This window comes from Terriglobus sp. RCC_193 (genome assembly GCF_041355105.1).
GTDB lineage: Bacteria > Acidobacteriota > Terriglobia > Terriglobales > Acidobacteriaceae > Terriglobus.
In genome coordinates this window covers 41,527-59,939 of record NZ_JBFUPK010000002.1, presented here as the reverse complement: position 1 = coordinate 59,939, position 18,413 = coordinate 41,527, and the positions used below count along the sequence as shown (strand labels likewise).

At 57.0% G+C, this 18,413-nt stretch carries 12 protein-coding genes, 2 tRNA genes and 1 rRNA gene; 11 read left to right on the top strand and 4 right to left on the bottom strand.

Translation table 11 applies throughout. The features are described 5' to 3' along the window. Position 1: 1 nt before the first annotated feature. Entirely contained in the window at positions 2-1,303 is a 1,302-nt protein-coding gene (locus AB6729_RS08870; RefSeq protein ID WP_371081259.1) for an MFS transporter, read from the bottom strand. A gap of 366 nt (positions 1,304-1,669) precedes the next feature. Between AB6729_RS08870 and AB6729_RS08865 the strand changes: the two genes are divergently transcribed. The 7 genes from AB6729_RS08865 (at position 1,670) to AB6729_RS08835 (ending at position 11,325) form a co-directional block, all read left to right on the top strand. Then, complete coding sequence (locus AB6729_RS08865) at positions 1,670-2,440, top strand: ATP-binding cassette domain-containing protein (RefSeq protein ID WP_371081258.1); 771 nt, start codon at positions 1,670-1,672, stop codon at positions 2,438-2,440. Positions 2,441-2,564: 124 nt separating this feature from the next. Further along, complete coding sequence (locus tag AB6729_RS08860; RefSeq protein ID WP_371081257.1) at positions 2,565-3,590, top strand: YihY/virulence factor BrkB family protein; 1,026 nt, start codon at positions 2,565-2,567, stop codon at positions 3,588-3,590. Between the two features lie 70 nt (positions 3,591-3,660). After that, the gene (locus AB6729_RS08855) at positions 3,661-5,106 is read left to right on the top strand and encodes a sodium:solute symporter (RefSeq protein WP_371081256.1); all 1,446 of its coding nucleotides are present in this window, start codon (positions 3,661-3,663) and stop codon (positions 5,104-5,106) included. Between the two features lie 82 nt (positions 5,107-5,188). Then, positions 5,189-5,809, top strand: coding sequence for a hypothetical protein (locus tag AB6729_RS08850; protein ID WP_371081255.1), 621 nt, complete (start codon positions 5,189-5,191; stop codon positions 5,807-5,809). Beyond that, complete coding sequence (locus AB6729_RS08845) at positions 5,806-8,643, top strand: IPT/TIG domain-containing protein (protein WP_371081254.1); 2,838 nt, start codon at positions 5,806-5,808, stop codon at positions 8,641-8,643. The genes AB6729_RS08850 and AB6729_RS08845 overlap by 4 nt, the downstream gene beginning before the upstream one ends. Before the next feature lie 70 nt (positions 8,644-8,713). Further along, a complete protein-coding gene (locus tag AB6729_RS08840) occupies positions 8,714-10,045 on the top strand; it encodes an NAD(P)/FAD-dependent oxidoreductase (protein ID WP_371081253.1) in 1,332 nt (443 codons plus the stop codon). Between the two features lie 107 nt (positions 10,046-10,152). Beyond that, positions 10,153-11,325 carry a Gfo/Idh/MocA family protein gene (locus AB6729_RS08835; protein ID WP_371081252.1) on the top strand — a complete coding sequence of 391 codons (1,173 nt, stop codon included), beginning with the start codon at positions 10,153-10,155 and terminating at the stop codon, positions 11,323-11,325. 36 nt (positions 11,326-11,361) lie between these two features. Here the strand turns inward: AB6729_RS08835 and AB6729_RS08830 are convergent, their stop codons facing one another. From AB6729_RS08830 to AB6729_RS08820, 3 genes are all read right to left on the bottom strand, one after another. After that, positions 11,362-12,102, bottom strand: coding sequence for a class I SAM-dependent methyltransferase (locus AB6729_RS08830; RefSeq protein ID WP_371081251.1), 741 nt, complete (start codon positions 12,100-12,102; stop codon positions 11,362-11,364). 99 nt (positions 12,103-12,201) lie between these two features. Next, entirely contained in the window at positions 12,202-12,642 is a 441-nt protein-coding gene (locus AB6729_RS08825) for a RidA family protein (RefSeq protein WP_371081250.1), read from the bottom strand. 25 nt (positions 12,643-12,667) lie between these two features. Beyond that, complete coding sequence (locus AB6729_RS08820; RefSeq protein WP_371082606.1) at positions 12,668-13,609, bottom strand: branched-chain amino acid transaminase; 942 nt, start codon at positions 13,607-13,609, stop codon at positions 12,668-12,670. Positions 13,610-13,697: 88 nt separating this feature from the next. On the opposite strand from AB6729_RS08820, the gene AB6729_RS08815 reads away from it, so the two are divergent. The 4 genes from AB6729_RS08815 (at position 13,698) to AB6729_RS08800 (ending at position 18,256) form a co-directional block, all read left to right on the top strand. Continuing rightward, entirely contained in the window at positions 13,698-15,233 is a 1,536-nt protein-coding gene (locus AB6729_RS08815; RefSeq protein WP_371081249.1) for a S10 family peptidase, read from the top strand. Between the two features lie 1,025 nt (positions 15,234-16,258). Beyond that, positions 16,259-17,760: ribosomal RNA gene (locus tag AB6729_RS08810) — 16S ribosomal RNA — on the top strand. Positions 17,761-18,051: 291 nt separating this feature from the next. Beyond that, positions 18,052-18,128, top strand: a tRNA-Ile gene (locus AB6729_RS08805). 52 nt (positions 18,129-18,180) lie between these two features. Continuing rightward, positions 18,181-18,256, top strand: a tRNA-Ala gene (locus tag AB6729_RS08800). The last annotated feature ends 157 nt before the right edge of the window (positions 18,257-18,413 follow it).

Genomic DNA, 18,413 nt, shown 5'->3' with positions numbered 1-18,413 from the left:
CTTATGGCGTTTGTATTGCTGCGGCCATGTTGCTGTGCCTGGTTTCGCGGATGGAGAGCAGGCCGATGATGGTGAGCAGAGCCGATGCGGTGAGGTAATAGCCAACGTACTTCAGGCCGTAGTGCCTGGCCAGCCACAGTGCGGCATAGGGTGCGAGGGATGCGCCCGCAATGCCTGCAATGCTGAAGGCAAGGGAACTGCCGGTGTAGCGGACGGGTGTCGGGAATAGCTCGGAGAGAACGGTGCCGAGCGGGCCGTAGACCAGCCCCATCAGCGTGAGTCCCAGGATGAGCATGAGTTGTGCGCCGCTGTGGCCGGCCTGAAATAGCGGCGCGAAGACGAAGCCGTAGACCGCAATGGCGACGTTGATGGCCAGCATGACGGGCTTGCGTCCTTTTTCTGCAAGCAGGGCGGCTGCGGGAATCGCAAGCGCGAAAAAGATCACGCCGACCAGTTGCATCTTCAGGAAGTCGGGCTTGGAATAGCCAAGGGCAGTGGTGGCCCAGGTGAGCGTGAAGACGATCATCAGATAGAAGGCAACGAAGGCCGACAGGCTGGTCAGGATGCCTGCGATGAGAACTCCGAAATGATTTTTCACCACGGAGAAGATCGGCACTCGCTGGGCTTCGCGGCGTGCCAGGGAAGCGGCGAAGACCGGGGTTTCCGTGATGGTGAGGCGCACGTAGAGACCCAGCAGAACAAGGACGCCGCTGGCGAGGAAGGGCAGACGCCAGCCGTAGGAGAGGAACTGCGCAGGTGTCATCCATTGTGACAGTGCGAGGAAGACGGCGCTGGAGAAGAAGAAGCCAATGGGCGCGCCAAGCTGCGGGAACATGCCGTACCAGGCGCGTTTGCCCGGAGGCGCATTTTCCGTAGCCAGCAATACTGCGCCACCCCATTCGCCGCCGAGTCCGATGCCTTGTCCGAAGCGGCACAGCGCCAGCAGGAGCGATGCGAAGACGCCCGCTGTCTTGTATGTGGGCAGCAGGCCCACGCCCACGGTGGACAGGCCCATCGTGGAAAGCGCCAGAACGAGTGTCGTCTTGCGCCCGATGCGATCGCCGAAGTGCCCGAAGAGTGCCGATCCGATGGGTCGGGCGATGAAGGCGATGGCGAAGGTGGCCAGTGATTGCAGTGTTGCCGCTGTGGGGTCTCCTGCAGGAAAGAAAAGCTGCGGAAAGACGATTACGGCGGCGGTGGCGTAGATGTAAAAGTCAAAAAACTCTACGGTGGTGCCGACGAGTGAGGCAAACAACACCTGCGCGGGCGTATTGATGGGCTTGGTGGATCCGGCGCTTGTCATGGATGCATTCCATGATGCTTGTCAGAGTGTGCGCGATTCAAGTGGGAAGATGATTTACATGTGCCCAAAGAGGCGCACGAGTAACGGGGCGAGCAGGGCGGTCTTCAGGCCGTTGACGCCGATGGCGCTGCCGGCGAAGGCTGCGAGGACGGGCCGAGAGGGATAACACTGGCCGCTGCGATACCGCTTCCGGCGGTTCCCGCGGCTAATCCTGTGACTACGGGATGGTGGACGCGCGGGTTCGGAGCAAGGCGGGCAGGGCAATGGCTGTGAGGATGACTGGCGGTTGCGCGGCGAGCAGTATCAGGAAAGATCGAAGCGTGGCCATACGCACACCAACGTAGCGCGTTTGATAGCATCCGCACTATGGGTACTCCGCTGCTGGTTGCCGAAGGGCTGACAAAGGAATATGGCAACAGCCGCGTGGTCAGCGGTGTTTCGCTTTCGATTGCGCGAGGAGAGATCCTGGGGCTGGTGGGCGAAAGCGGCAGCGGCAAGAGCACCGTGGCTCGCATGGTGTTGCGGTTGATTGAACCAACGCAGGGTGCTGTTCGGTTTGATGGTGTGGATGTACTGAAGGCTGGGCGTGGTGAGATAAAGGCACTTCGCCGCCGCATGGGTGTCGTGTTCCAAGATCCTTTTGCGGCTCTGGATCCGCGGATGTGCGTGCGCGACATACTCGCGGAACCGTTTGCCATTCACGGCGAAGATGCGCCGCAGGGGCAATCGATGGAAGAGACGTTGACAGCGATGCTGTGCGAAGTGGGATTGGATGCTTCGGCGCTGGACCGCTATCCGCATGCGTTTAGCGGAGGGCAGCGTCAACGCATCAATATTGCGCGTGCGCTGGCGTTGCGGCCGGAGTTCCTGGTGCTGGATGAGCCGGTGAGTGCGCTGGATGTTTCGGTGGGGGCGCAGGTGATTAACCTGTTGCGTTCTCTGCAGCAGACGCGTGGATTGACGTGCCTGTTCATCTCGCATTCCATGCCGCTGGTGCGCTATCTGTGTGATCGCGTTGCAGTGATGCGTCGCGGTGAGCTGGTGGAGGTGGGTGATGCGGTCAGCATCTGCGAACATCCGCGCGAGGCGTATACGCAGGCTTTGATTGCGGCAACGCCGGAGTTTGCCGGGCTCTAAGCCTCTTCTGTTGCGCGGACGACAGTCTGACGCCTTCCGGCATCTGAACAACGCAGGCACTCGAATGCCCACGGACCTCTTCGTCCGTTTTTGCCATGTGGTCATGGCGTGCGAGGAACCTGCAATGGCGCAGCCCGTGAGACACATCCCGGAAAATTTGCAGGAGCAGGCAGCCGAACAAGGCGAGGGCGTGGGTTCGATGGAGAAGAATGCGTGGGCATTGGTGCAGAGTACGCCGTTGCACTGCATGTGGGACCTGCGCGGCGTTCCGCTCAAAGAGATTGTGAAGCAGACGTGGAAGGGCATTGATGACGACAACCTGTTCGGTCGTGCATCGCAGCTTTCTTATGCTTTCTTCTCAGCGATCTTCCCCGCGTTGATTGCAATTTCATCCTTAATGGGATTGGTCGCGAAATCGTCGAGCCATTTGTACTTTGCACTGTTGAACAAGGTGGGACAGTTGATTCCGCCTTCTGCGTTTGCGCTGGTGACGGACACGTTTCGCCAGACGACGAGTGCATCCACTACGGGGAAAGTTACGTTCGGGTTGTTGTTCGCATTGTTCTCTGCAAGCGTAGGTCTATCCGCATTGCAGGACACACTGAACTCTGTGTATCGCGTGCGGGAAACTCGGCCTTTCTGGAAGGCGCGTGTGGAGGCGATGGGACTTACGCTGGTGGTGGGCGCACTGATTCTGGCGTCCGTGCTGGTTCTATTTGGCGGCGGTATTGCGGCGAACCATCTGACTCATATGTTTCGCGGCGCTTATGTGCTGGCGATGATTTTGCGTGGGTTGTACTGGATTATCGCGTCATTGTTGATGATCCTTTCATTTGAAGTGATGTATTGCTTCTGCCCGGATGTGCAGCATCGCGTATGGCGGTGGTTTACGCCGGGTGGCCTCGTCGCATTGCTGGGATGGATTGCGGGCTCTGTGGCGCTGCGTGTGTATCTGCATTACTTCAACAGCTATTCAGTGACCTATGGATCGCTTGGGGCCGTAATCATCCTGCTGCTGTGGTTTTATCTGTCCGGTGTGATGATTCTGCTGGGTGGTGAAGTGAACTCGAAGATTGAGCACGCGGTGGCGGAGAAGAAGATCATCCGCGGTGAGCTGCCTCCGGTATCGGCGATCGAGAGGGTGATGTGAATGCGGGGAAGGCGGCAAGTTGAGTCGTGCCGATTTCCCAGAGCTTCTGCCGGAGTAGACTCATTCGCACATGAGTCTTTATGGGATTGTGATTGGGCTGATCGTGGTGACACTGCTTGCGGTGTCGCTCTCGCGCGTTCGGCAGGTGCGTACGAAAGCGGATTACCTGGTGGCGGGGCGAACACTACCTGCGGTTGTGCTCGTCTTCACGCTGCTCTCAAGCTGGATCGGTTCAGGGTCGCTGCTGGGCGGCGCGGAGAACGCGTATCGTCATGGCTTTGCGGCGTTGTGGCAGGGCGGCGGCGGATGGGCCGGGTTGGCCCTGATCTTCTTCATTGCACCGCGTGCGCGCAAGTTTGCAAAGTTCACGATTCCGGATTTGCTTGAGGCTCGTTATAACCAGACGGCGCGCGTGCTTGGCGTGATTGCGGTGCTGTTCACTTACACGGCCATCACCAGCTATCAGTTGATTGGTGGCGGCGACATTCTTCATCTCATCTTTCCGGACCGTGTAAGCGCCGTGATGGGGCGCTACATTATTGCTGGCTTCGTCATTATCTTTACGGCGATTGCCGGCATGGGGTCCGTAGCGTATATGGATGTGGTGATTGGCTCGTTGGCAACGGTAACGATCCTGGTGTCACTCCCGATCCTGATTCATCTGACGGGCGGATGGCACGCGGTTCATGCGGCGCTTCCCGCAACGCACTTCATGGTGCTGGGTGACATTACGCCGGTGCAGGCGGTGGAATTGTTTCTGCCTACGTGCCTGTTGATGCTGGGTAATCAGTCGATGTATCAGAAGTTCTTTTCCGCGAAGAGCGAACGGGATGCACGCAACGCCGTGGTGGGGTGGGTGATTGGCACGGTAATTCTGGAGACAGCAATTGTGGCGCTGGCACTGGTTGGCTCCGCGATGTTCCCCACGGGAGAAGTGAGCCAGCATCCGCGTGAGATTCTTGCGTATGTAGCGATGAACGGACTGCGCGGCAACGCCATGCTGGAGTTCCTGGGGGCGCTGATGATGGGTGCGATCTTTGCCAAAATTATCTCCACGGCGAACAACTATCTTTTCAGTCCGGCGACGAATCTGGTGAATGATGTGTTCGTTCGTTATGTGCGCCCGACGGCGGGTGATCGCGAAGTTCTGCTGGTGTCGCGGTTGATGGTGGTGCTGCTGGGCGTGTGGGCGTTGTGGCAATCGCTGGGCACAGAGAGTGTGCTGAAGAAGAGTCTTTATGCCTACACGATTTATTCGGCTGCGCTGACGCCGGTGATCCTGGCGGCGTTCTTCTGGAAGCGAGCCACGGCTGCGGGTGCGGTGACTTCGATTGCGCTGGGAACTGTGGTGACGGTGGGATGGGATAGTGCGTGGGTGCATCGTGTGTTTCCTGCTGTGATTGCAGAGCGCGATGCGATTCTGCCGGCGCTGCTGGTGAGCCTGTTGGCACTGCTGATCGTGAGTTTGATGACGCCGAAGCCAACGGAGGAGCAGTTACAGCCGTTCCAGGTATGAGGACCTGAAGTTTGCGCTGCAGTGTGTCGATAAAGGACACATGCGGCGTTTTCACCTGAGTCTGTGCGGCAGGGCCTTCATCATGGCCGGGGTATGTATGACGCTTGAGGCGTCAATGCATGCGCAGCAAAGTATAGATGCATTGCGTTCCGCGGCGATGGCAAACGGGGCCGTTACCGTTGTCGATACAAATGGTTTGCCGTCTCCGCCATCCACCCTGGAAGATGCTCTGCATCAGCTTTACGCGAGCGCAGATGTGGTCTTCACGGGCGAAGTGACTGCGGTAGAACGCAATGGTGATGCCGTCACGGTGCGCTTTCAGGTGCTGGAGGGCATTCGCGGTGTGAGCGATGGCGCGACGTATGTGTTGCGCGAGTGGGCCGGGCTTTGGGTGGATGAGCCTTCACGCTACATCGTGAAAGAACAGCGGTTGATGCTGCTGCATGCGAATTCTGCATGTGGCTATGCGTCGCCTGCTGGCGGCGTTGGCGCATTCCCATTGCATGGCAATCGTGCGCAGGGAAACGTTGATCTGCGATGGCTGGCAGCGCAGGTTCCAACTTCTGCGCAACCTTCTATGCAGCCTGCGGCGCAGACTTTTGCAGCGGCTGATTCCGTCACAGTGGGCGATGTTTCGCAGATGGATCGCGTGATGGTGACCTCCATGTTGCGTGCGTGGCATCGCATGGAGATGGCTCAGTGAAACGGGCGGCACTGCTTGTTTTGTTTTTTTGTGTGGGCATTTTGCATGCGGCCAACCCGCGATGGGTGGCGGGATCGCAGTGGACCAATGCGGGCAAGCCGATGAGCTGGTATCGCAACGATGTGAAGTATTTTGTCGATGCGGGGCCATTGAGCTCTGCTGTGAATCACGATGCTGCCGTGTCGCTGGTGGATGCTGCGGCGTCTGTATGGAATCTCAGCGCGTTGCCGTTCACGTTGAAGAATGGTGGAGTGCTGGCTGAGGATGTCAGCTCGAGCAATGTGTACATGGGGTCAAGCGGACTGGTCTGGCCCACGGATGCTTCCAGCAGCAGCTATGCGTCGACACAGATTGCCGTGGTGCTTGATGCGGATGGCTCCATTACGGATGCGCTGCTGGGTTCCGGCGCCAGCGCGCCTGCCAATTGCCGCACGAATGGTGTGACGGAATCGGTGGATCTGTTTATTCAGCCGGGCAAGATTGCACATGCGCGCATTGTGGTGAATGGTCGATGCAGTGGAACTGTCGCGGAACAGCAACTGCAGCTTCAGTATCAACTGATGCGAGTCTTCGGCCGCGTGCTGGGGATTGGCTGGTCGCAGGTCAACGACAACGTTTTTACAGGGACGCCGGCGCCGACTTATGCACAGCAGATGCACTGGCCCATCATGCACCCGTTGGATATTATCTGCGGGCCATATACATACCAGTGCCTGCCGCAGCCGTTTACGCTGCGTGAGGATGACATCGCGGCCATGTGGCTGCTGTACGCGGATAGTACAACGTCCTATATCGCCGCGAACATGATCAAGATGAATGGCAATGTTTACTCTGCCGGAGCGCGACCCCTGGGTGGTATGAACCTTACCATCACGCGTTACCAGAGATGGGGAAGTTATGGCGTAGATGCTTTTCAGTCCGTCTCGAATGTCACTGGATTCAATATGTCTTTTGATCGGGGAAACCCGGTCACCGGGGCATCCGGAGATACACAGGGCATCTACGGGCCAATTCTGGGCGATGTTATGTCGACGTTTAATTTTGGCGCTATTCCACTCACGACCGGAACCTACGTCACGCTTTCTTCTGAGCCTGTGAACCCGCTTTACAAGGGGGCATATGCCGTGGGCCCGTACCAGATGGGAGGCCCTTCTCCTTCGGGATCGGCCATCTCCATTAGCAATGGTGCGTATTCGCCAGGCGCGAACGTCTACGTTTCGTACATGGTTCCTGACGCGGCGGCGGATTGTTCGGTTGCGCAGGATGGGACGGAGAGTGCGCCGGGGAGGGTTCCATCGAATGGCACATGGTCTTCGCGGCTTTGCGGTGTCGGTCATTCCTCATGGATGGGTTTTGCGGTGAAAGCAGGCCGGACCGCAACGGTGGAAGTAACGGCGACAGACGAAGCTGGCAATGCGACCAGCAGTAAGGCGATGCCATTGATCGGCATGTGGCATGGATCGGATGCCACGGGGACATTACCCGGACTTGCCGCACAGACAGTTGCTTTCAACGGCGCGCGTATCGGGATGTCGCAGTTGCGGGCCTCGTTTTCTGCAGCAGAGAATATTCGTTTTGTGATCACCGATGCGCGTGGTGATGGTCGTCCGGATTACACCTATCGTGCGCGTGTTCTTTATGCGGATGCGGTTTCGCCGACGCGGCTCTCCTCCTCTGGAGGAACGGTGGTCATCACGGGAACGGGGTTTGCGGCGGGAAACGTGGTCACCATTGGTGGCGTGGCTGCGAACGTTGTCAGTATTTCCTCCACTTCTATTCATGTGGTTGCGCCTGCGCTGGGTTCCAGTGGGGCGAAGGATGTTACCGTCACGGATCTTTCTACCGGCGGTTCCACCACGATCACCGGTGCGATCACTTATGGCGGCGCTTCGTCTGATGTACTTGCGATAACTTCGCAGCCCGCTGCTTCGGTTGTTGTGGGAGCGCCCACACTTCTCTCGCTGCAATTAACAGATGGGAGTGGTGCTGCTGTTCGTAACGGTGAGATTACTGTCTCGGCACCTGCGGGAAGCATCGTTGTGGGGGTATGCAACCTTGCGAAATGCGCGTTGGTGACGGATGCCAACGGTGTGGCGCAGACCTACATTACACCCAGCGCGGCTGGCGCCATCACGGTGCGTGCTGTTTCTTCGGGTGGCTCGGCGGTTCAGGCTTCGTTCACTGCGACGGCGGTATCGCGGGCTGTGACGTTGCTGCGGCCCACCGAGTATGTGGCCGCCGGTGCCGGGGCTGTCTTTACGCCTGCTGTGGTTGTTACGGAGAATGGTGCGGCGGCTGCCGGCACATCGGTCATGTGGACCGCGTCCACAACGCGCGCGGGATTTACTGCCTCTGTTTCCATGGCGAATGCATCGGGATTGTCGAATATCGCCACGACAGGATCGTTACGTGATGGTGAAGCGGCCACGGTGCAGGCGTGCGCGTGGAGTACGGTGTGCAGTATGCAGAACCTTATCGGAGTTGCCGCTGCGAATCTGCGTGTGGCGGTGGTCAGTGGCGATGCGCAGAGCCTCTCCGCGACGGATTCCCTCAGTAGGGTAGCTCTGCGCGTTTTGGATACGTACGGGAATCCTGTTGCTGGTGCAACGGTTGCGGTGTATCAGGCGGCGTCGGGATGGCAGCCCCCCTGCACCACCGGCAGATGCGCTACTGCTCCGGTCTACGGCACGATGGCATCCAGTGTCGTCAGTGATGACGATGGACTGGTGACGGTGTTGCCACTGCAATACGCGAATACCGCTGCGGTGACAAAGATCACGGCGTCTGTCGGGACGCAGGGAGCCATTACGATTACGCTGGTGAAGACGCCCTGATGCTCCCGGTAGCGACCAAGGCTTATCTTCGTGCATCAGACAGAGTGACCAGCAAGAAGGAGTGGCCTGAATGTCAACAGGTGGTGTGCGCAAACGGGTATTGATTGTGGGCGGCGGCTTTGCCGGATTGAAGGCCGCGGAAGCATTGAAGAACGCGGACGTCAGCATCACGCTGGTGGATCGTCGCAATCACCACACATTTCAACCACTGCTCTATCAGGTAGCACTTGCAGTGCTATCGCCGAATGAGATTGCACAGCCGATTCGTGCGATTCTTCGTTCGCCGAATACGCAGGTGTTGATGGATGAGGTGGTGGGTTTTGATACAGCAGCACAGCGCGCTTCGCTGAAGAGCGGCGTGCTGCTGGAGTATGACTACCTGATCCTGGCCACAGGCTCGACACATTCCTACTTTGGCAGGGAAGACTGGGCTCCGCTGGCGCCGGGGTTGAAGACGATTGAAGATGCGGTGGAGATTCGCCGCCGCGTGCTGCTTGCCTTTGAACTTGCTGAAGGCGAGATGCAGGAGACGGGGCGACATCCGGCGTTGAACTTTGTCGTGATCGGTGGCGGCCCTACAGGTGTTGAACTTGCCGGTGCGATCTCTGACATTGCGAAGCTGTATATCCGCCGCGACTTTCGCCACATTGATCCGGCAAAGGCGCAGGTGGTGATTCTGGAAGGCTCGCCCACCATCCTGGGCCCGTACCCGCCTGACCTGCAGAAGAAGGCGGTGGAACAGCTTGCGGCGCTTGGTGTGCAGGTTCGCACCAATACACGCGTGACCGACGTGAAGCCTGGTTACGTGATGGTGGGCGACGAACGCATGGATGCCGTGGTGACGTTGTGGGCTGCGGGTGTGAAGGCTTCCCCGCTGGGTGCGCTGTTGGGTGTACCGCTGGATAAACGCGGCTGCGTGATTGTGGATGGACAGCTTCATCCGGAAGGGCATCCCGAGATTTTTGTCTGCGGCGATCTTGCGGCTGCGAACAGCGAAGGGAAGCCGGTTCCCGGAGTGGCGCAGCCGGCCATGCAAATGGGCGAATATGCGGGACGGTCGATTGCCCTGGAAGTGCGCGGGGAACAGATGAAGAAGCCGTTTATCTATGCGGATAAGGGCGACATGGCCACCATTGGTCGCAGCGCAGCCGTGGCCAATGTGAAGTGGCCGTTCAAGGGTCACCTCAGCGGATTTCCCGCATGGCTCACATGGCTGCTGGTCCACATCTTCTTTCTCATTGGTTTCCGCAATCGCTTTTCGGTCTTCCGTAACTGGGCTTATACGTATGCGTTCTTTGAGGAAGGTTCTCGTCTTATCGTGGGCGACCAGACGCTGCCGGGATGGGATGCGCAGGACCACCCTGAAGGTGATCTGACGACGAAACCCATTTCGCAGTCCTGAGGGTCGGGCGGCCAACATTTTCCGCGCATCTTTACGCCGTATTGCAGCAGAGGGCATCTCCGTTTTCTCTGCTGCCGTCCCATCCCACCGAAAGGACGGATGACGATATGGCAACAGCGAAGAAGGTGGGGCAGGGAAGCAAGGTGCGGTATGCAGTGGTGGGTGCGGGATGGATCTCGCAGACAGCGCTCCTGCCCGGCGTGGAACACACCGGAAACTCTGAAGTGACGGCCATTGTGACTGGCCATGAATACAAGGCCGAAAAACTATCGGAAAAATACCCCACCATCCAGCACAGCTATAGCTACGAGGAATATGACCAGTTTCTGAAAGACGATGTTGCGGATGCGATCTATCTTGCAACTCCGAACTGGGATCATGTGGAACTTGCTGTCAAGACACTGGAGGCAGGGCTGCACCTGCTGTTGGAAAAGCCCATGGCTGTGAGTGTGGAGCAGTGCCAGCAGATCATTAAGGCATCGCAGAAAAGCGGTGCAAAGCTGATGGTGGCGTATCGATTGCACTTTGAGCCCGGCACGCTGAAAGCCCTGAAGATCGCGCGCTCTGGGAAGCTGGGCAAGCTCCGTTACTTCAACTCAAGTTTCTCGCAGCCGGTGAGCCGATTCAATCATCGTGCGAAGAGTGGCTACTGGGCCGGTCCGATTCCGGATATGGGCCCCTATCCCATCAATATGGTGCGCACGGTCTTTGGCGCGGAACCCATTGAGGTGTATGCAGCGGGATGGAAGACGGACGAGAAGTTCAACTTTGAAGATACCGTCGCTGTGACACTGAAGTTTGAAGAGGGCCGTATCGGCTCATTCGTTCTAAGCTACAACGCACAGGACCTGGATGATTTTCGTATTACGGGCGACTTGGGGTCGTTGTTCAGCAGTCCGGCATATGCCATGCCCGGCGGCATGAAACACACCCTGATGATCGGCGAGAAGGAATCAAACGAAAGCTTTGGGAAGACCGACCAGTTTGGCGGTGAATTGAAGTACTTTTCTGAGTGCGTGATCGAAGATCGTAATCCCGAGCCGGACGGGGAAGAAGGCATGCTGGATGTGCGCGTGCTGGTGGCGTGCGAACAATCGTTGAAGACAGGAATGCCTGTAAAGCTGCAACCCTATCGCCGTACGCGTCGCGCAACATTGGATCAGGAAGAAAAGCTGAGCCCTGTGAAGATTCCGGAGTTGGTCGGCGCGAACAAACCCAGTGAAGGCGGGAGCAATGGTGAAGAGCAGGAAGCTCCGCAGGAGGCTCAGCGCGTCGCGTAAGGATTCATGACGAGCGCAGTGATGAAGGCCCGCGAATTACGCGGGCTTTCTAGCGATGACGACTTTGAGTGGAGGGAACGTGGTGAGGAAGCTGCCGCGCTTTGCTGTGACTTCCAGCCCGTTGCGGTGGAAGTAATCTGCGTATTCGCTGGTGAGTTTGTAGTCGCTGATGAGCGCAATGCCGCCGGGCTTCAACACGCGCACAATGTGGTTCAGTGCGTAGGTGCGGTGCGACTTGCTATAGATGTTGTGCAGGCAGAGGTTCGACACGATGACGTCGAAGCTTTCCTTCGGGAAGGTTATGTCCTGTGCGGGTACGCTGACCAGCGTGCAGCGGTCGGCGATGCCTTCGAGTTGCAGGTTGTGCAGCGTGGCAGCTTCCGCATTGCCGCCCATGTCTTCGGTCGACCAGATGTCGATACCGGTGGCATGGCCTGTGGTGAGCTTCTTCGCAGCACCTGCAAGCAGAAGACCCCGGCCGCAGCCCACGTCCAGCACTTGCTCGTCACCACGCCATGTGTGCATGCGGAGGATGAAATCGCGATGTCGGAACTTGCCATACTTCACATAGAGCAGGAAGAGTAGAGCTTCGCCAATGAGAAACGCTGCGGGCCAGAGGAACATTGGCCGTGTTTCCAACGCAACCGGCCCAAGATGCAGCACGGGAGGAAGCAGCAGTCCCGCTAACAGACAAGCAAAGCCGATGAGAAACAGGTTGCGCATGACGGCAGGTGCGTCAACGCCGTAGTCGGTTCCGGGAGCGTGAGTTGGGGACATAAAAGAGACTCGTGTGCGAAGTGGCTACGAGTCTAGCAAACACAAGAAGGGCAGCCGTGCTGGCTGCCCTTCCTGAAGCTTTAGTTACGCTGCAAACTTCTATCGACCGGCGATCACGTCGATCTCAACCAGGCTTTCGCGCGGGATGATGGCTGCGATGGTTGTGCGGGCGGGGGGATCTTTGGGAAAGCGCTCGGAAAATATCTCGTTCATTGCGGCGTAGTCATCCATGTTGCGCAAGAAGACCTGCACTTTAAGCACGTTTTCCATAGACGATCCCGCGTTCTTCAGTTCTGCTTCCACCTGGTCAAAGGCATAACGAACGCACGAGCGGATGTCTTTCGGGTCTGCTGCGTTATAAGAGGCTTTGCCGGAGACGAAGAGCAAAGCTCCGAAGCCGACCGCAGGTGAGTACGGCGGCTTCGGAGTTGCGTTTGGATTTGCAGCAAAAATCTGCTTGGCAGATTTCGCCGCGGCTTTAGCGGCAGGGATGAATGCTGCAAGTGCAGTTGAGGTAGCAAACAAGCGTCGTGTCAGCATTACATCCCCTGAGTAAAGGTTCGTCTTACGCCTGAGTCAACTCTGCGCTTCGCACCTTGACCGGCGTGAGCCAGTTGTAGCGATCACTCTTACCGCCGTTGACCAGCGCGAAGAACTCATCGTGCAGCTTCTTCGTGACAGGGCCCATCGAGCCGTCGCCGATAAGGATGCGATCCACCGAGCGCAGGTGCGAAACCTCTGCGGCTGTGCCGGTGAAGAAGGCTTCATCGCACAGGTAGAGGAGTTCGCGCGGCATCGACTGCTCCACGACTTCAATGCCGAAGTCCTTCGCGATCTGAATGACCGAGGCGCGCGTGATGCCGTTGAGCACACTGTTCGCCAGTGGTGAAGTGAAGAGCTTGCCCTCGCGGATGAGGAACAGGTTCTCGCCCGAGCCTTCTGAGAGATAGCCGTTGCGATCGAGCGCGATGCCTTCCACGTAGCCGTTGATCTCGGCTTCCATGCGGATCAACTGCGAGTTCATGTAGTTGGCGCCGGCCTTCGCAAGCGACGGCATGGTGTTTGGCGCAAGGCGGTTCCAACTGGACACGCAGACGTCTGCGCCCTGGTTGCCCGGAACATACTTGCCCCAGGGGAAGTTTGCGATGTAGACCTCAACCGGCGACTTGAGCGGGTTGACACCGATCTCACCGTATCCGCGGAAAGCCACGGGACGGATGTAGCAGGGAGCTACGTTATTTACATCGACCACATCGACAACTGCCTGGCAAAGCTCGTCAAGGGAATAGGGAATCGGCATGCGATAAATGCGCGCGGAATCAATAAAGCGCTGCATGTGCTCACGAAGTCGGAAGATACCCGCCTTCTCGCCTTGTGTATAGGCGCGAATCCCTTCAAAAACGGACGAGCCGTAATGCACCACGTGCGACATCACGTGGATGTTGGCGTCCGCCCACGGAATCAGTGTTCCGTTGTGCCAGATTTTGTCTGTGGTTTGGATGGGCATTGGTTTGCTCCGGTTCTGCGCCGCAGGTTGCGGCGAGTTTTTAGTATAGCTTTCGCCCTTTGCAGGACTTGCTGATACGGTGTTACGCATGCGATTTTCCCTGCTTTCTCATCACCTGGCGCTGGCCGCTGTACTGTGTGTTTCTGCTTCCTGCTTTGCCCAGGAACACGGCGATGAACCGTCGCAGGGAACTCCTCCTGCTGCAGCAAAGGATGCAGCCAAGGATGCCAAGGACAAGCCATCGTTTCCGCCGTTGCCTGCAGATGCGCATGTGGACCAGAGCATTACTGTGGACGGTAAGCCGCTGAAGTACACCGTGACGGTGGGCACGCTGCCGGTGCGTAATGCGGACGGCAAAGTCGCGGGGCAGGTTGTCTTCACCTCCTATACAGTGCCGGGTGCGAATCGGCCTGTGACGTTTGCGTTGAATGGTGGCCCTGGCGCTGCCAGCGTTTACCTGAACTTTGGAGCCATTGGCCCAAAGCGTGTTCCATTTGGCGAGGACAACTCTTCGCCCTCCGATACGCCCACGCTGGTGGACAATCCTGGAACGTGGCTGGACTTTACCGATCTGGTCTTTATTGATCCCATCGGCACGGGCTTCAGCCGTTCGGAGGTGCCGGAGGCCGAAGCGAAGAAGTTGTTCTATGCACCAACCGCGGATGTGAACTACCTGTCGCGCATCATCTATGACTGGTTGCTGAAGAACGGCCGGATGATGTCGCGGAAGTATCTGATCGGCGAAAGCTATGGCGGTTTCCGCGGTCCGCGCATTACCCGCTATCTGCAGACGGAGCTGGGTGTGGGGCTGAACGGCGTGGTGCTGGTATCGCCTTATCTGAATCCGAGCATTACCGATAACGGGGACCTGTCACCGCTCCCGTGGATTGTGACCATGCCGTCGATGGCAGCTGCGAACATGGAGCGCCAGGGCAAACTGACGTCTGCAGCCATGAAGGACGTTATTGATTACGCCGAGGGGGAATATGCCACCGATCTGATCCGTGGCAGCTCTGACCCCGCGACGAAGGAACGCATGGTCACGAAGGTGACGCAGCTTACCGGACTGGACCCTGACTTTGTACGTGCCGAGGGTGGCCGCATCGAGCCGGACGTCTTTCTGCGAGAAGTTCATCGCAAGGAAGGCAAGCTGGGTAGCGTCTATGACTCGAATGTTACGGCGATGGATCCGTTCCCATATAACCGCGACCAGAAGACCGGCGATCCCATCCTGGATACGATCATTGCTCCGCTGACACAGAGCATGGTTCATTTCGTGACGCAGACGGTGGGATGGAAGGTGGATGCCCGATATAACGCGCTCAGCTATGACGTGAACCGTTTATGGGATCGTTCTGGCCGGGATGAGCGTAGTGGATCGGGAACGCAGCTGCGGCAGGCGGTGGCAGCCGACCCGAAACTACATGTTTTGATCGTTCACGGATGGAATGATCTGTCCTGCCCGTTCATGGGATCGATCGTTACGGTGAATCAAATGCCGGTAATGGGGTCTCCAAACAGAATTTCTATCAAGGAATACCCCGGAGGACACATGTTCTATACACGTCCAGCAAGCCAGGCGAGTATGAAACACGATGTTCGTGAACTTTTTGTAAATCACTGATGGATCAGTTACTTAGAAAAGGCTGCGGAGTGGTTTTCCGCAGCCTTTTCCACGTTTCAGGTTGCACTTGGTGGAGCCGCCCTGTAATGTCAATCAAGTCGAGCGCAGTTGTTGAGCGCGAAACGAAAGAGCGACGAAGTTAGTCGCTTGACGCAAACCGAAAAGGTTTGTATAAATGAAAAGTCAACCGGCAAGCGAACCGCTGCTAGTTGACACAAACCGAAAGGTTTGATATAACAGAAAAGTCGACAAGCGGTCAGTATGAAGCGGTCGAGTGGGTAGCCGGAATAACAGGCAGCCTGCAGCGTAAGTCTCGAAAGAGCAGCAAATCAGTCCAAGCGTTTGTCACGCGAGGTCAAGCTAAGAGCGAAAGTTCTGGCGGCCCATTCGACAAACCCAAGCACTGTACGAAAAGATTGGAAGGGGCTGAAGCCCCGAGCCAAACGTTTGTGACGTAAGTCCGCGATTTGCGCTTGAGATGTTTTGAGATTTTGTGAGCGGTAAATGTCTACGCGATATTTCGTAGAGTGCGTCTTCGCTAAGTAATGCTAAGTCGCCGCCGACTCCATACTGATAAGTAATCGTTGCCCGCGGGGCTAGCATCGACCAAGAGGATCGAGCAGGCGAGCTTAACAGTATAGAGGTGAGCGGGTTGACAAGCAAGCGAAAACGCGGTACTCTTAAGAAGTTGCAGCGAGGCAGTCGAGAGCGAAAGCGACGCGGTCCGGCGGTTAAGGATACGGCGAGCGAGTAGACGGGACGCGAAAAGCGTATAAGACACCAGCTCATACAAGTTCGAGGACACAACTGTCGAGTCGATGACTGACAGCGTCCTTGATCCAAAGCAGACGGCTTAGGCCTGATCTGACCAGGATCTTTGACAACATGGTTGAACGTGCCAGTCGTGAGAATCATTAAACCTTACGGTTTAGTCATCTCACTAGTTTTATCCTCGCAGCCTTTTCGAGCGCTGCGAGGCGGCTGACAGCTACGGACCTCCGTCCTGTAGCGCAGCCAACCAGTATTCAAACGAGAGTTTGATCCTGGCTCAGAATCAACGCTGGCGGCGTGCCTAACACATGCAAGTCGCACGAGAAAGGGTCTTCGGATCTGAGTAAAGTGGCGCACGGGTGAGTAACACGTGAATGATCTACCTCCGAGTGGGGAATAACTGAGGGAAACCTTAGCTAATACCGCATAACACTTACGAGTCAAAGCAGCAATGCGCTTGGAGAGGAGTTCGCGGCAGATTAGCTAGTTGGCGGGGTAATGGCCCACCAAGGCGATGATCTGTATCCGGCCTGAGAGGGCGCACGGACACACTGGAACTGAAACACGGTCCAGACTCCTACGGGAGGCAGCAGTGGGGAATTTTGCGCAATGGGGGAAACCCTGACGCAGCAACGCCGCGTGGAGGATGAAGTCTCTTGGGACGTAAACTCCTTTCGATAGGGAAGATAATGACGGTACCTATAGAAGAAGCCCCGGCTAACTTCGTGCCAGCAGCCGCGGTAATACGAGGGGGGCAAGCGTTGTTCGGAATTATTGGGCGTAAAGGGCGCGTAGGCGGTTTGGCAAGTTTGGTGTGAAATCTTCGGGCTCAACTCGAAGTCTGCATCGAAAACTGCCGGGCTTGAGTATGGGAGAGGTGAGTGGAATTTCCGGTGTAGCGGTGAAATGCGTAGATATCGGAAGGAACACCTGTGGCGAAAGCGGCTCACTGGACCATTACTGACGCTGAGGCGCGAAAGCTAGGGGAGCAAACAGGATTAGATACCCTGGTAGTCCTAGCCCTAAACGATGATTGCTTGATGTGGCAGGTACCCAATCCTGCCGTGTCGAAGCTAACGCGATAAGCAATCCGCCTGGGGAGTACGGTCGCAAGGCTGAAACTCAAAGGAATTGACGGGGGCCCGCACAAGCGGTGGAGCATGTGGTTTAATTCGACGCAACGCGAAGAACCTTACCTGGGCTCGAAATGTACGGGAATCACTTAGAAATAGGTGCGCCTAGCAATAGGCCCGTATATAGGTGCTGCATGGCTGTCGTCAGCTCGTGTCGTGAGATGTTGGGTTAAGTCCCGCAACGAGCGCAACCCTTATCTCCAGTTGCTACCATTTAGTTGAGCACTCTGGCGAAACCGCCTCGGATAACGGGGAGGAAGGTGGGGATGACGTCAAGTCCTCATGGCCTTTATGTCCAGGGCTACACACGTGCTACAATGGCCGGTACAAACCGCTGCGAACCCGCGAGGGGGAGCCAATCGGAAAAAGCCGGCCTCAGTTCGGATTGGAGTCTGCAACTCGACTCCATGAAGCTGGAATCGCTAGTAATCGCAGATCAGAACGCTGCGGTGAATACGTTCCCGGGCCTTGTACACACCGCCCGTCACATCACGAAAGTGGGTCGTACTAGAAGTCGGTGCGCTAACTCGCAAGAGGAGCAGCCGCCCAAGGTATAATTCATGATTGGGGTGAAGTCGTAACAAGGTAGCCGTAGGAGAACCTGCGGCTGGATCACCTCCTTTCTAAAGAGAAACCGATCCGGAAAGAAGAAACGTCTCGCGTATCGCGAGCACCTTGAGTGAGTTTCTTCTGGGCCGGACACCTTACTGAGCTTCGGCTTGGTAAGAGTCTGAACTAAGCCTCTCTTTGGTTAATGACTATCTGCACGATGGTCAACGGTCGACTTAGTCGATCCGCACGTTCAACTGTGTCCTCGAAAATCTTTCGAGAGCCAACTGCTTCGGCAGGGAGCTCAAGGGAAATAGGGGCTGCACTTGATAGCGACTGCGCTATCAGGTGCAAACCTCTGACCTGGGCCTGTAGCTCAGTTGGCTAGAGCGCACCCCTGATAAGGGTGAGGTCGGTAGTTCGAATCTACCCAGGCCCACCATCCTCTTGACGAGCCTCCTTGACGGAGATACTCTAATCAAGTTGGTGCGAATGGGGCTGTAGCTCAGTTGGGAGAGCGCCTGCTTTGCAAGCAGGATGTCATCGGTTCGATCCCGGTCAGCTCCACCAATACTCTCGAAAAGATAAATATCTGGATGAGGTTGAGACTTTATAGTCTGAGCCTTGGACAGAGTTTCGTCCAGCACCCCAGGGTGCAGCACGCAAAGCGTGTGTGATGTTTGACAACTGAATAGATTGGGTAAACATAACTACAAGGCTGAGCCGT